We start from the raw sequence: 12,417 nt of genomic DNA, 5'->3' as shown, positions 1-12,417 counted from the left end.
AATTCTTGGCAACATGGATCGCGGACCTTTTGATCGGCCGTACCTCTGACTACGCACCCCGAACACTTCTTGGCTGGACTTCGGTTGGGCTGCTTGTCAGCCTCATCGCGCAGATCGCTTACGTGATCCACATTTGGTTCGCGTTGTCAGTTCCAACTCTTCTTTGGTTCAGCATACTGGCGAATACTGCGGCATTAGTTACCGTGCGACGCGCTCTGAAATGGCGGTACCCCGTATAGGGGCACGGCTGGCTGAGTTGGTGCCTATTAATTGTCGATGTCGGCTCTTGCCCAAAGGCAACACGCATCAATGTTGGCTTGATAATCGCCTTCCGAGAGTAAAACGGACCTGACTTAACTGCGAGCCCATGCCCTAGTAGCGGCGGCCGCCGACGGCGAACGACGACGCGCCGGGCAGCGAGTTGAACTCGCTATCGAGGCGGCCCGACTGCTGGACGTAGCCGACGCCGAGCGACAGGCTGAGATTCGACGTCGCCTGGAATTCGACGCCGGCATTCACGCTGGAGATCGGCAGCGTGCCGGATTTGGAATCGAACGGCGCGAATGGGCCGCCGATGCCGGTATTGTATTTCAGGGTGTCGAAACCGGCATAGAAGGTGACGGGTAAGCCGCTGTTCTTCAAGCTGTAGCCGAACTGCACGCCTTCGCTATAGAGCGAGCCGAACCCGCCGAACGCACTTTGGCTGATGCCGCTCAGGCCCATGCTGCTGCGCTGGCTGCCCACAAAAAAGCCGTTCGAAAAATTGTAGCGCGCATAGGACGAGCCGTTTCCGACGTCGCGGAAGTCGAAGCTCGGAAAATTGCCGTAAGCGTTCGGACTCTCGCTCGCCTCCCCGCTGAAACCCATCGGCCAGCCCGGAATCCAGTAATTCACCGGCGAGGCCTGGGCATGAGCGGCGCGCGCGCCAAGGCACAGCGTCGCCGCGACCAATACGAGACCGAATTTGCGTGAAGACATCGACATCCGCGACCACCCGACTGCGTCGCGATTATACGCAGCGGAGATCGAGAACGCCAGAGCGACGCGATGGCGCGGTTCCAGTTCGCGCAATGCATCGAGATCGCAGGCAGTGAGCGCCTCCGAACCACGCGAAACCTGAAAATCGGATCACTTCGAGTCGAGCTCAGGTTGACGGTCACTCAGCGGGAGAATTGAGCAGCCAGAAAACTCTGCATCTCCTGGACCGCACTCCTGGCCGCTTTCCCGTCGTACTTGAGCCAGTGCCCGAACATTTCCCTGCCGTCGGCGAAGGCCGGCACGTTAAAGGCGTGATAGGCGCCGGGATAGACGACCAGCTTAACAGGTGCGCCCCTGTCGGCCCGCCGCTTCATCCAAAGTTCGCAGTCCCTTGCGGGTGTCCAGTCGTCGAGTTCGCCGATCAGGATTAACGTAGGAACGATGAGCTCCTCTGAAGCAACACCGCACAAAGGATAGTAGGCCACTGCGGCCTTGAACTTCAGATCGCGCGGGGCGGCGAAGGTTTCGAGGTGATGGGTCGACGCTAACTGAAGCGCAACCATTGCGCCCATCGATCCTCCCTGAACAGCGATGCGTTGAGGATCGACAAAAGGAAGTTTGGAAAGATAGGAGAGAGCGCCCAGCGCATCACCTTGGCGGGCAAGCATCAGGGCAGGCATCGGTTTGGCGCACGCGTCCTTGATGCCACGGGTCGCAAAGCTATCCACGGCAAGTGACACATAGCCCAAGCCGGTCATGAACTCAGCGATGAACTTTGGAGCATCTTTCGAAAGTCCATCGCATCCATGGAGATATACAATGGCGGCGAATGGGCCCTCGCCCTCAGGTTTTGAAAGATAGCCTTCAATCGTTTCCGCCGCCCTCGGCGCTTCGCCACGCTCGCGCGCCAAGCGCTGCTGGAGTTGACCAAGGTGGACTGGAGCACTTTCAAACCTGACCAATTCCTGCGCCGAGGCGATGGGGTTTGCGCAAAGGCATGTAACGATTACTGCCAAGCCGAGACATACTCGCGTGTCCATTTGCGTTCGCCCATCTGCAAAATCGAGGCAAACGTAACAGGAATATGTCGGCCCCTCCACCCCAGGAACTGCCAGACGTCCCTTGTTTGAGCCACTAAGCCGGTACTGCGAACGAGACTGAGCAAGGTTGCAGTCTGACCCGGCTGGACCAGACTGCAATCATCAAACGCCTCCTCACGCCGCCTTGGTGGTGAGCTTGGCCTCCATCGGCAGCCCCTCCTCGATCGGCAGCGCGGGATCGCGCGACCACTCATTCCAGGAGCCGAAATACATCCGCACATCCTTCACGCCGGCGTTCTTCAACGCGAGGAACGTATTCGAGGCGCGCGCGCCCTTGAAGCAGTAGAGATAGACCGGCGTACTCTGCGTGATGCCGACGGTGGCGCATTCCGCCAAAATTTCGTTCTTGGATTTGAAGCGCGGCCCTTCCGCGGTCGGCTTCATCATACGGTACCATTCGAGCCAGACCGCGCCGGGGATGCGTCCCTTGCGCGGACAGAAATCCTTCCCGTAAGGTGAAGAGCTTTCGCCGATCCACTCGTCGATGTCGCGCACGTCGAGCAAGGCGATACCGGGCTTGCCGACGGCGGCCAGCATGGTCTTGGCGTCGATCAGGATGTCGCCCGCTTCAGGCACGATCGCGAATGACGCCTTCACCGGCGACGGCACCTCCGTGGTCACCGGCAGGCCCGCCGCCATCCAGGCATCATAGCCGCCATGCAGCACCTTGACCTTGGGATAGCCGAGCATGGTCAGCAGATAGTAGCCGCGGCAGGACTGCCCGAAGCCGGAATTCATCGACTGCTCGTAGATGACCGCGGTCTCCGTGCCCGAAAGCCCGGCGGCGCCGAACGCGTCGGCGAATTTCATCTTCAGTTCGTGAATACCTTCCGGCGTCGAGGTCGCCAGGTAAGTGAAGATTTCATGGACGTTGACGGCGTTCGGGAGATGCCCCGCGCCGTAGCCTTCCGGATTGCGGGTGTCGATGACGACACACGGCTCTTGCTTGAGGAATTCCGCGAGTTCGCCGGCAGTAATCAGAACGTCCGTCATGGCAGGCCTCTCCTGTTCGTGGTTGCTGGTTCGAGTCGATCGGAAATCCCTTAGTGCTCATCGCCGGCCAGCATCTTGCGAAGCTGCTTGGTGGCGGGCGTAACGATGGCGACGAAATAGGCTTCGCGCAGCCGCCGCTGGGCGCGGTGGCTCTTCAAATAACCGCGCGCGCCGCAATGAAGCATCGCCGCATGCGCAGCCGCGACGCTGGCGTCGCCGAGCCGGAGCCGCAGCGCAATGACGCGGCGCCAGTAGCTATCGTCGGAATTGTAGGGGTCGCGCGCCAGCGCCATCGTCTCCTTCTCGAACTCGGCATGGAGTTCGCGGAATTGAGCAGGCTGTTGCGGCAAATAGCGGTTGATATGGCTCAAGGGCGCGTCGACCTCGTCCATGATCTGGATGCAGTCCTTGATCAGGCCGAGCGCCATGCCGGCCTGCAGCAGGATGAAACCGGCGCGGATTTTCTTCACGAACGGTCCCGCCGGTTCGGCAAGGATCAACTCATCCGGCACGAAGACGTCCCGAAACTGCACGGCATAGGTGCCGGTGCCATCCATCGCGAGAAATGGTTTGCAGGGCTGCAGCGTGATCGCGGGGTTCGAACAATCGGCAAGGAACATCGCGATGCCGCCGCCCTCGTCCTCGCGCTCGAAGATGGTGCCGAAGAAATGATCGGGACCGAGGTTCGACACCCAGGGCAGCGCGCCGCGCACGACGTAACCGCCCTCGACCTTGCGCCCCCTGAGTTTGAGTTTCTCGATTCCGAAAAAACTCTTCATCGGGTTGGAGAGCCCGGTGCCGCCGAGCATCTCTCCGCTGGCAAACTTGCCGGCGAATTTGGCAACGAGTTTTGGATTGTCCGAATTCGAGACGTACCAGACCAGCGTGTTCTGGCACCACGCCATGAAAGCGGTGGCGCCGCAGACCTCTCCAAGCGCCGAGATCGATTGAATGGCGCAGCGCAGGTCCGCCATGCCATCCGCAGGCTGGTGACTGCTCCACGCGCCGGCGTCCCCGAGCCGCCGCAGCAACGCATCCGGATAGACGGTGCCCTCGTCGATGGCCGCGGCCTGGGGTGCGAGTTCTCTACGCGCAATCGCCGCGACCTGATCCACGATCGATGCCGCCGGGAGATCTTCGGCAACTGCGAGCCGCGATACCGCCACCGAACCCATGAGAACCTCCGCACCCCAGTGCTTGTTGCGACTGCTTATGCGCTGACTTCGAGATTGACCGGCCGCGTAAAGGTGTTGGCGACCGGCGACCACTTCTTGACGTGGGCGACCAGCGCATCGATCTCGCTCTTCGGAATGCCCTCGCATTCCATGTCGATCTTGACGCGCACATCGGTGAAGCCGACCGGCTTTTCGCTGACGTCGCCGGTGCCCCACACCGCCGTAATGTTGAGGTCGCCCTCCAGCTCGAGTTCGAGCTTGTTGACGATCCAGCCGCGGTGCACGGCGTTGGCGTGCAGGCCGACCGCAAGGCACGAGCCGAGCGCGGCGAGCGAGGCTTCGGAAGGATTGGGCGCGGTGTCATCGCCGAGCAAGCCCGGCGGCTCGTCGACGATGTAGGGCGCGAGATTGCGAATGTAGTTGGCGTGGCGGAACTTGCCCTCCGCCACCGTCTTGCACTTCAAGGTCTTGATGACCTTCGGATTGGCCTTGCCGTTGGCGATGAGCTGATCGAGCCCGTTCTTGTCGATCGGGGCCAGGCAGCCCGTGAGCACCGTTTTTTGAGCGACCGCGGTCATCATTTCTCTCCCTTGGGTAGGATACCGAACGTTCTGTTTCCTGCATGAAGCGTGCCAGATCAGGTCGAAATCAAAAGCCGAACGTCTCTCGTCGCTTAGTGCGCCTGCCCGCAAATTGGTCAGCGCCGTGCTGCTCAGGCGCGAAGCAATTGCCGCGTGCTTGCGATTATTTTCGGCGCAAAGATGCGGCTTGATGATTGCGCCGCGCTCCGATTAACTGCGGCGCATGGGCAAATCAGTTTCCAAGCGGAAAGCTGTCGCGGCGTCGGCCGCAGGCGACGAGGAGTCCGCGCGCGGCCGCCTGCTAAGCGCGGCGACGCATCTGTTCTGCAAGAACGGTATCAACGCCACCGGCATCGACGCGATCATCGACGAGGCAGGCACCGCCAAAACCACGCTCTACAAATTGTTCGGATCGAAAACCAACCTCGTCAACGCCGTGCTGGAAAGCGAAGGCAAGGCCTGGCGCGAATGGTTCATCGGCGCGATGGAGGACGGCGGCGGCGATGCGCAGGCGAAGCTGAAGCGGATCTTTCCGGCGCTGAAGCGCTGGTTCGCCGAAGAGCGCTTCTACGGCTGCCCGTTCATCAATGCGGTGGCCGAGCACGACAAGGACGCCAAGCAGTTCCGCAACATCGCGCTGCGCCACAAGAAGGTGGTGCTGGCGCACATCGAAAAGCTCGCAAGTGAAATGGGCGCGGCCGAGCCGCAGGTGCTCGCCCATCAACTCGCGCTGTTAATAGACGGCGCCATCGTCGCCGCCATGGTCACGCGCGATCCCGGCGTCGCGGATACCGCGGGGCTTGCCGCGGGAAATCTGTTCGGGTCGTCGAAGGTGAGGAAACCGAAACGCGCCGGTAACCCAGCGGAGCTTGTCGCCGTCTGAGGCGGCTAGGGCGCTACTCGTAAAACCAAAGATGTCCGCGTTGGTCACGCCAGAATTGCGCCTTTTGTGACCCGAAGCAGAAGTTGCGCACCGAACGGTTAGTTGGAATGGGCTTCGGTCGGCCTGTCCATCAGCGCAAATTTGCCCAAAGATAAGAAATGACCGTTTCCTTGGTCCCGCCTGTTTCTATCAATCTTTCGGTCTCTGTTACCGCTCGCGCACCTGAGCGCTCATAAAATGCGCGTGCCAGAGAATTTCTGCTTAATACGGTTGCGGTCATGGCTTTAAAGCCATTGCTGGCAGCGTAGTCAGCGCACGCCTCCAAGAGAGCCTTGCCTGCGCCTTTCCCAATATAATCGGGATCCAGGTAAATCGCGTAAAGTTCCGCGACACCATTCTCATTAGTTGGTCCGACGTCCGCAAAACCAATCATCACTTCGTTGTCAAATGCCACGAACACACCGAACGGGCGGCCAATCGCCAGATGACCCTTATCCTTTTCAACCCAGCGGTAAGCACGGTCTTCAACCGAAAGGCCGTTGAGGTACTCGACTGTATAGATATCACGGTAGGCTGCGCGAGTGGCTTCGATATGAATCCGGGCGACTTCACCGGCATCATCTTGAGAAGCTCGTCTTATTCTAAAGCTCTTATCCATTCAAAATTGATAACATGATCCATGGGGCGTACAAAAGTCGTTCATGGCCCTTTGCGACCTGCCGACCGGTTCTGAAATTGTCCACTTATGACCCGAGGCAGACAAGCCTCCGTCAGCGCCTCACCCTACTTTTTACAGAGGCATGTTATAAGCGGATAAACACGAGTTGCAGATGGCATCCAAGATCACCATTCGACTTGCAGAAGAGCGGGATGTGCCTGCGCTCGCCCGTCTTTTGAGACGCTCTTGGCTTGTCACGTGGGCTCCTGAGCTGCCGTTCGAGGCGGTGCAAGCCTTTGCTGCTGTTGACCCTGCACGCCACCACGCCGAAAATGAATGGCGCAACTTCACAGTTGCAACGTGCGAGAACGTGCTTTTAGGTATGGTCCAGATGAACCACGACTTCATCGAAGCCCTGCATGTCGATCCGAGCCATTGGAATAGTGGCGTAGGATCAAAACTGCTCACCAAAGCCGAGGAGCAGATCGCACGCACGTCCCCGGTCGCACGGTTGGAAGTACGCAGCTTTAACTCACGAGCGCGAGCCTTCTACGCACGACGCGGATGGACCGAAGTGCGGCAGTATCAGGGAACAGAGTGCGGATGCCCGGTCAATAATTTTGAGATGCAGAAAATCCTTTTGAATGCCTATGGCTGAATAGTCGGCTGCTATGTCCGCTGCTGGCACAAGCACTGCTGAAGGCCAGCCTTGGCTGTCCGCTTACCGATGGTAAAGCGACATCGCCAAGTCCATTGGCGTCTTGATTTTATGAGTACACGCCCCAGAGCGACGCGGGCGCCGTGACGATCAGACCGCGCGCCAGCACCACCCCGCCGGCCAGGATCAGGCCCACGCCTGCGGCGCGGCTGAGCCACGGGCTGCGGGCGAGCAGCTTCTCGAAGGCGACATAGATCGCGACCGCCGCGATCCACACCAGGTTCATCACGCCGGCAACGAACAGCAGCGCCATCAAAAACCAGCAACAGCCGACACAGTAGCTGCCGTGCCGAAAGCCCATGCGCAACGCGCCCATGGCGCCCGGTTGCCAAAAGCGGCTGAGGAAGAATACCGGATTCTGGCAGTAGCGCAGGCAGGCGCGCTTGACCGGCGTGAGCTGGTAGAGCCCGGCGGCAAGCAGGATGGTCCCGGCGAGCATGCTGCTGGTGCTCGCCATCATGCCGGACAGCAGCCCGGCCTGATCCAATGCCCACTGCACCGCGACCGCGGCGAGGCTAAAGCCGGCCCATATCAGGAGATAGCCGGCGAGAAAGAGCCAGCTCGTGAAGACGGGATTTTCGGTCTCCTGCCTGCGCTTGATTGCCGTAAACAGCAGCACCATTGGCGCGGCGCTCGGCACCATCATCGCGATCATCATCACCCACCACATCGCAAACATCAGCGCGGCCTGCGAGGGCGACCATGGCTCGGGGTCCATGGGCATATCGGCCATGCTCATGTCGATGCCGGCGCCGGCGGCCAGATAGCCCCAGGCAAACGCGACCACTGAAGCCATGCTGAACGCCACGATCAGGCGATCGTGGCGCAAGGTCTGTTCAAGCGCAGAGGTCCCGGACATGGACTAACCTCCGCCACTGAGCCGGCACGTCGAAATGCCGTCTCCATGCAGAATCAGGCCGCTACGCCCTCCGGCGTCTGGACGACATTCGCCAGCGAGCTATGCGAGCCCTTGGTGTCGAACTTGATCGCACCGGTCGAGCGGATGTTGGCCGAGGCAATTTCGGCAGCGCGGTGTTCGAAGCCCTCGGGCATCACGACCTGAATGCGATGAGGCTCTCCCGTCACCGGATTCTTGATCGGCTCGACCTCGGTCTCCAGCACGCCCTTGGCCACCATGCGCGCAACGCGTCCATCCTTGTCGAATGAGAACTCGAACGGCGCAAACACCGGGTCGTGGATCTTCGTCACGATCAGGCTGAAGATATGAAACAGCGTACCTTCAGCGGAATGCTTGCCGGACATGATGTTGAACAGCGCCTCGCGTTGTTCCGCCGTGGCGCGCTCGTCGATGATCGGCTGCAACTGGCCATTGCCCTCATGCAGTGCGCCAGGAAAATCGACGGTGGCCGCAAAAACCAGCCCATCGAGCTTAGTGCCCTCGAAATGTCCCTGGGTGATCCTCATGCCGACCAGGCCCTTGCAATAGCCCTCGGTCGGCCGCGCGTTGAAATCGCACGGACAGCCAAACGCGCAATTGCAGTTCTTCATCCATTCGCCTTCGAGACGCCAGTCAGATGTAGCCATCGCACACCTCCCGTTGCGTTATCGATTGGACTGCGGCCGCTTGAACCTCTCCTTGGTCGGGCGCTGCGAGCTTACTCCGTTTGTGCCCCAAGGGACAGCGACCCGTAGGGTGGGCAAAGCGGCCACGTCCGCCGTAGCTTCCATAAGCGAAGGCGGAAGCGTGCCCACCATTCAAGACAACGATGCCGACAAATGGTGGGCACGGCGCTAACGCGCCTTTGCCCACCCTACGGCTTTCTCCAGCTGCTCCAGCTCGGTCGCCAGATCCCGCTCGACATCGGCAACCCGCATCTCGATCACGCGGTAATCCCGTGCCTCCAGCCACGCCTTCCGCCCGGCGCGGTCGGCGACAATTGTTTCCGTCTCGTTCGGGTTGACCAGTTCGATCGCCAGGCGATGCACGAAGGAGACGAAATCGGGGATGTGGCGCCCGACCGGGGTCTGGCGCTTGAACTGGCCGGCGAAGCGGCGGTCGCGCGTCAGCGCCTGCCAAAGGATGCGCTCGGCATCAGTCGGGTTGCGGCGAAGCAGCCGTGCCAGGCCGCGCACGGTAGAGCTGTCGCCAGGCACCGCCGGCCCCTGCCCGTGCTCGGCCAGCAGCGCCCGCAGCCTTGTCGCCTGTTCGCCGTCGAGCACGCCGCCCTTGGCCGGGCCCTTGCGTCCCTCGGCGATCGCCATCACCACGCCGTGCAGGGTGTGCATGTCCTGCTTGGTCGGGTCCATCCGGGTGAAGATATTGCGCAGGTTCACCAGCATGGTTTCGCGCTTCTCGCGCGGGCGGAGGAATTCGACCTTGTCGAGTTCCCGAACCAGATTGTCGAAGAAGGCCTGCATCTGGTGCTGCGAGGCCGGCTCGGAGCGTTCCGGCATCGCGAACGGCAGGGCGCCGCCGGTCGACAGTTTGAACCACTCGTAGCCGATCAGCAGCACCGCCTGCGCCAGATTGAGCGAGGCGAAGCCGGGGTTGACCGGAAAGGTGATGATCCGGTTGGCAAGCGCCACCTCCTCGTTCTGCAGGCCGTACCGCTCGCGGCCGAACAGGATACCGGCCCCGCCGCCACTTCCGACATGAGCCACGATCTCGGCCGCCGCTTGCGCCGGCGCGACCACCGGCTTGGCCTGGTCATGCGCGCGGGCGGTGGTCGCAAACAGCAGTGTGAGATCAGCAACCGCCTGCTCCACCGTGTCGAACAACTGCGCCTGTTCCAAAATCTGGTCCGCGCCGGCAGCGGCCCGTTGCGCCGCGATGTTCGGCCAGCCGTCGCGCGGATTGACGATCCGCAGGCGCGACAGCGCAAAATTGCCCATCGCCCGCGCGGCCATGCCTATATTCTCGCCGAGCTGCGGCTCGACGAGGATCACAACAGGTCCAGCTAAGTCCCAACCAGACTTGGTTTTATCGGTGCCCGAGCCGGACATTTTCGACTTCACTTTCTGATTCAGCTCCTGAAGGATCAGGAGGATTCGACAAACCTTCGCAGGCTGCCTTCGATTGCCTGACTGGGATAATTTCTCAAGCAAAATATGGGGTTAGTACCCCTGTTTGAACCTTGGTCAAACTTCAAGGCGCTGTCGCCTTGCAGTGAGGAACAATCGATGGGAACCCCATCGAAATGCGGACTAGAGGCCGGTTAGGATACGTGGTGGATGAGCTGGAATGAATCCGAGATCCTGAAAGCCCGGAATGCGATCTTTGACGCCGCGCAAGACGTGTTGGCGGGAAGGCTTACGTACATCGAAGGTGCGCGAAAAATTGTTGCGGCCTGGTGGACGTCAAAGCTCGATGAAGGGGACGCGGATTTCCTGCCCTTCGTCGGCGTTGTTTCTGAAACCGAAGCTCTGCCATTTGGCGGGATGAGAGCGCACTGGCAAGCAGCGGCCTTGGACGCCCTTCGGCCTGAGATCGACCGCATGGAGGCTTGGGCTCGACGGCGCGGCGAACCCCATTGCCGCAATCTTGTGGCGCGGTTTTCCAGCGGCCAGATTAAGATCGAGAAGTTCTAGCTGGCGGCCTTATCCGCCGCCTTGCGGGCGTTCTGCTTTCGGATCGTGCTGGTGGTGCTACAATACGGCACGCTGTGGTTAACGGGAAAGCTGTTCAACCCGCTGCCTGATCCCGGCTTTGTGCCGCTGTCGACCATCGTCGCCATCCAGTTCGTGCCGTTGCTCGGCATCTGCGCCGTGATCGCGACCTTTACCTGGCGGCGGACCGACTCCAGCCGCCGGGCGCCCTGATCTGCGGCCTGTTCAGTACCCGGTACGTGGTGGCGGGGACGGCGACGCAAGCCGCAACCTAATCTAAAGGATGGGCTGAAAGTGCATAACGGCTTGGCTTTCGCCGGCCGGTTTGCAGTGCTATAGGCCGCCTATAATCACTCCACCCGCCCGAAACGCGCGGTTTTCCAAAGAAGGCCCCCTCCATCATGGCAAAAATCAAGGTGACCAACCCCGTCGTCGAACTCGATGGCGACGAGATGACCCGGATCATCTGGCAGTACATCAAGGACAAGCTGATCACCCCGTTCCTCGATGTCGAACTGCTCTATTTTGACCTCGGAATGGAGTACCGCGACCAGACCAACGACCAGGTCACGATCGATGCCGCCAATGCCATCAAGAAGGTCGGCGTCGGCGTCAAATGCGCCACCATCACCCCTGATGAAGCCCGGGTGAAGGAATTCGGCCTGAAGGAGATGTGGAAGTCGCCGAACGGCACCATCCGCAACATCCTCGGCGGCGTAATCTTCCGCGAGCCGATCATCTGCAAGAACGTGCCGCGCCTGGTTCCCGGCTGGAGCAAGCCGATCATCATCGGCCGCCACGCCTATGGCGACCAGTACCGCGCCACCGACATCAAGTTCCCCGGCAAGGGCACCCTGACGCTGAAATTCGTCGGCGAGGACGGCACCGTCATCGAGAGGGAAGTGTTCAAGACCCCGGGCTCCGGCGTCGCGATGCAGATGTACAACCTCGATGACTCCATCATCGACTTCGCCCGCGCCTCTTTCAATTACGGTCTGATGCGGAACTACCCGGTCTATCTCTCGACCAAGAACACCATCCTCAAAGTCTATGACGGCCGCTTCAAGGACATCTTCCAGGACATCTACGACCGCGAGTTCAAGAAGGAGTTCGAGGCCAAGCGGCTCACCTACGAACACCGCCTGATCGACGACATGGTTGCCTCCGCCCTGAAGTGGTCCGGCGGCTACGTCTGGGCCTGCAAAAACTACGATGGCGACGTGCAGTCGGATACGGTCGCGCAGGGCTACGGCTCGCTCGGCCTGATGACCTCGGTGCTGCTGACGCCCGACGGCAAGACGGTGGAAGCCGAAGCCGCGCACGGCACGGTGACCCGGCACTACCGCGAGCATCAGAAGGGCAAGGAGACCTCGACCAACTCGATCGCGTCGATCTTCGCCTGGACCCGTGGCCTCGCCCACCGCGCGAAGCTCGACAACAACCCGCAGCTCGCAAAATTCGCCGACACGCTGGAAAAGGTCTGCGTTGCGACCGTCGAGGAAGGCTACATGACCAAGGACCTCGCGCTCCTGGTCGGCGCCGACCAGCGCTGGCTGTCCACGACTGGTTTCCTCGACAAGGTTGCGGCCAATCTCGAGAAGGCGATGGCGGCCTAAGCCGCCTTCGCAACTCCCCTACATCCGTACCGAGGGGCAGAGCGACGAAGCGATCCACGGCCCAAGCTTGGCGCGGTGGATTGCTCGGAGCCTGCCGTCGGGCGCGCATTCGTGTGGCCCGCCGCCTCGCAATAACAGAAAAATCAAC

General features: G+C 60.9%; 14 protein-coding genes. 5 read left to right on the top strand and 9 right to left on the bottom strand.

Going from position 1 to position 12,417, the window contains the following annotated elements; genetic code table 11:
• Nucleotides 1–372 precede the first annotated feature (372 nt).
• The 5 genes from V1292_RS19445 to V1292_RS19425 form a co-directional block, all read right to left on the bottom strand.
• Nucleotides 373–984, bottom strand: coding sequence for a hypothetical protein (locus V1292_RS19445; RefSeq protein ID WP_334374317.1), 612 nt, complete (start codon nucleotides 982–984; stop codon nucleotides 373–375).
• A gap of 176 nt (nucleotides 985–1,160) precedes the next feature.
• Entirely contained in the window at nucleotides 1,161–2,018 is an 858-nt protein-coding gene (locus V1292_RS19440) for a dienelactone hydrolase family protein (RefSeq protein WP_334374316.1), read from the bottom strand.
• 174 nt (nucleotides 2,019–2,192) lie between these two features.
• Nucleotides 2,193–3,071 carry a sulfurtransferase gene (locus V1292_RS19435; protein ID WP_334374315.1) on the bottom strand — a complete coding sequence of 293 codons (879 nt, stop codon included), beginning with the start codon at nucleotides 3,069–3,071 and terminating at the stop codon, nucleotides 2,193–2,195.
• Between the two features lie 50 nt (nucleotides 3,072–3,121).
• Complete coding sequence (locus V1292_RS19430) at nucleotides 3,122–4,246, bottom strand: acyl-CoA dehydrogenase family protein (protein WP_334374313.1); 1,125 nt, start codon at nucleotides 4,244–4,246, stop codon at nucleotides 3,122–3,124.
• A 35-nt stretch (nucleotides 4,247–4,281) separates the two neighbouring features.
• A complete protein-coding gene (locus V1292_RS19425) occupies nucleotides 4,282–4,824 on the bottom strand; it encodes an OsmC family protein (RefSeq protein ID WP_334374312.1) in 543 nt (180 codons plus the stop codon).
• A gap of 226 nt (nucleotides 4,825–5,050) precedes the next feature.
• Between V1292_RS19425 and V1292_RS19420 the strand changes: the two genes are divergently transcribed.
• Nucleotides 5,051–5,710, top strand: a complete 660-nt coding sequence (locus V1292_RS19420; RefSeq protein ID WP_334374311.1) for a TetR/AcrR family transcriptional regulator — start codon at nucleotides 5,051–5,053, stop codon at nucleotides 5,708–5,710.
• A 130-nt stretch (nucleotides 5,711–5,840) separates the two neighbouring features.
• Here the strand turns inward: V1292_RS19420 and V1292_RS19415 are convergent, their stop codons facing one another.
• Complete coding sequence (locus tag V1292_RS19415; RefSeq protein ID WP_334374310.1) at nucleotides 5,841–6,368, bottom strand: GNAT family N-acetyltransferase; 528 nt, start codon at nucleotides 6,366–6,368, stop codon at nucleotides 5,841–5,843.
• A gap of 172 nt (nucleotides 6,369–6,540) precedes the next feature.
• Here V1292_RS19415 and V1292_RS19410 point away from each other — a divergent pair, with 172 nt between their 5' ends.
• Complete coding sequence (locus V1292_RS19410; RefSeq protein WP_334374309.1) at nucleotides 6,541–7,026, top strand: GNAT family N-acetyltransferase; 486 nt, start codon at nucleotides 6,541–6,543, stop codon at nucleotides 7,024–7,026.
• 109 nt (nucleotides 7,027–7,135) lie between these two features.
• Here V1292_RS19410 and V1292_RS19405 read toward each other — a convergent pair whose 3' ends face one another.
• From V1292_RS19405 to V1292_RS19395, 3 genes are all read right to left on the bottom strand, one after another.
• Nucleotides 7,136–7,945 carry a DUF2182 domain-containing protein gene (locus V1292_RS19405; protein WP_334374308.1) on the bottom strand — a complete coding sequence of 270 codons (810 nt, stop codon included), beginning with the start codon at nucleotides 7,943–7,945 and terminating at the stop codon, nucleotides 7,136–7,138.
• Between the two features lie 53 nt (nucleotides 7,946–7,998).
• A complete protein-coding gene (locus V1292_RS19400) occupies nucleotides 7,999–8,631 on the bottom strand; it encodes a DUF1326 domain-containing protein (protein WP_334374307.1) in 633 nt (210 codons plus the stop codon).
• A gap of 207 nt (nucleotides 8,632–8,838) precedes the next feature.
• Nucleotides 8,839–10,050, bottom strand: a complete 1,212-nt coding sequence (locus tag V1292_RS19395; protein ID WP_334377096.1) for a TrmJ/YjtD family RNA methyltransferase — start codon at nucleotides 10,048–10,050, stop codon at nucleotides 8,839–8,841.
• A 228-nt stretch (nucleotides 10,051–10,278) separates the two neighbouring features.
• On the opposite strand from V1292_RS19395, the gene V1292_RS19390 reads away from it, so the two are divergent.
• The 3 genes from V1292_RS19390 (at nucleotide 10,279) to V1292_RS19380 (ending at nucleotide 12,269) form a co-directional block, all read left to right on the top strand.
• On the top strand, nucleotides 10,279–10,635 hold the full coding sequence (locus V1292_RS19390) for a hypothetical protein (protein ID WP_334374306.1): 357 nt from the start codon (nucleotides 10,279–10,281) through the stop codon (nucleotides 10,633–10,635).
• 51 nt (nucleotides 10,636–10,686) lie between these two features.
• Entirely contained in the window at nucleotides 10,687–10,866 is a 180-nt protein-coding gene (locus V1292_RS19385; protein WP_334374305.1) for a hypothetical protein, read from the top strand.
• 188 nt (nucleotides 10,867–11,054) lie between these two features.
• Nucleotides 11,055–12,269 carry an NADP-dependent isocitrate dehydrogenase gene (locus V1292_RS19380; RefSeq protein WP_334374304.1) on the top strand — a complete coding sequence of 405 codons (1,215 nt, stop codon included), beginning with the start codon at nucleotides 11,055–11,057 and terminating at the stop codon, nucleotides 12,267–12,269.
• Nucleotides 12,270–12,417 lie beyond the last annotated feature (148 nt).

It is taken from the genome of Bradyrhizobium sp. AZCC 1719 (assembly GCF_036924525.1).
Taxonomy (GTDB): Bacteria; Pseudomonadota; Alphaproteobacteria; order Rhizobiales; family Xanthobacteraceae; genus Bradyrhizobium.
Note: the sequence above shows the minus strand (reverse complement) of the source record. Positions and strands in the feature narration are given on the sequence as shown.

Bases quoted from the DNA above. Each gene is read 5' to 3' on its own strand.
- V1292_RS19425 (WP_334374312.1), bottom strand. From the start codon at position 4,824: ATGACCGCGGTCGCTCAAAAAACGGTGCTCACGGGCTGCCTGGCCCCG.
- V1292_RS19445 (WP_334374317.1), bottom strand. From the start codon at position 984: ATGTCGATGTCTTCACGCAAATTCGGTCTCGTATTGGTCGCGGCGACG.
- V1292_RS19400 (WP_334374307.1), bottom strand. From the start codon at position 8,631: ATGGCTACATCTGACTGGCGTCTCGAAGGCGAATGGATGAAGAACTGC.
- V1292_RS19440 (WP_334374316.1), bottom strand. From the start codon at position 2,018: ATGGACACGCGAGTATGTCTCGGCTTGGCAGTAATCGTTACATGCCTT.
- V1292_RS19390 (WP_334374306.1), top strand. From the start codon at position 10,279: ATGAGCTGGAATGAATCCGAGATCCTGAAAGCCCGGAATGCGATCTTT.
- V1292_RS19415 (WP_334374310.1), bottom strand. From the start codon at position 6,368: ATGGATAAGAGCTTTAGAATAAGACGAGCTTCTCAAGATGATGCCGGT.
- V1292_RS19405 (WP_334374308.1), bottom strand. From the start codon at position 7,945: ATGTCCGGGACCTCTGCGCTTGAACAGACCTTGCGCCACGATCGCCTG.
- V1292_RS19380 (WP_334374304.1), top strand. From the start codon at position 11,055: ATGGCAAAAATCAAGGTGACCAACCCCGTCGTCGAACTCGATGGCGAC.
- V1292_RS19410 (WP_334374309.1), top strand. From the start codon at position 6,541: ATGGCATCCAAGATCACCATTCGACTTGCAGAAGAGCGGGATGTGCCT.
- V1292_RS19395 (WP_334377096.1), bottom strand. From the start codon at position 10,050: ATGTCCGGCTCGGGCACCGATAAAACCAAGTCTGGTTGGGACTTAGCT.
- V1292_RS19435 (WP_334374315.1), bottom strand. From the start codon at position 3,071: ATGACGGACGTTCTGATTACTGCCGGCGAACTCGCGGAATTCCTCAAG.
- V1292_RS19420 (WP_334374311.1), top strand. From the start codon at position 5,051: ATGGGCAAATCAGTTTCCAAGCGGAAAGCTGTCGCGGCGTCGGCCGCA.
- V1292_RS19430 (WP_334374313.1), bottom strand. From the start codon at position 4,246: ATGGGTTCGGTGGCGGTATCGCGGCTCGCAGTTGCCGAAGATCTCCCG.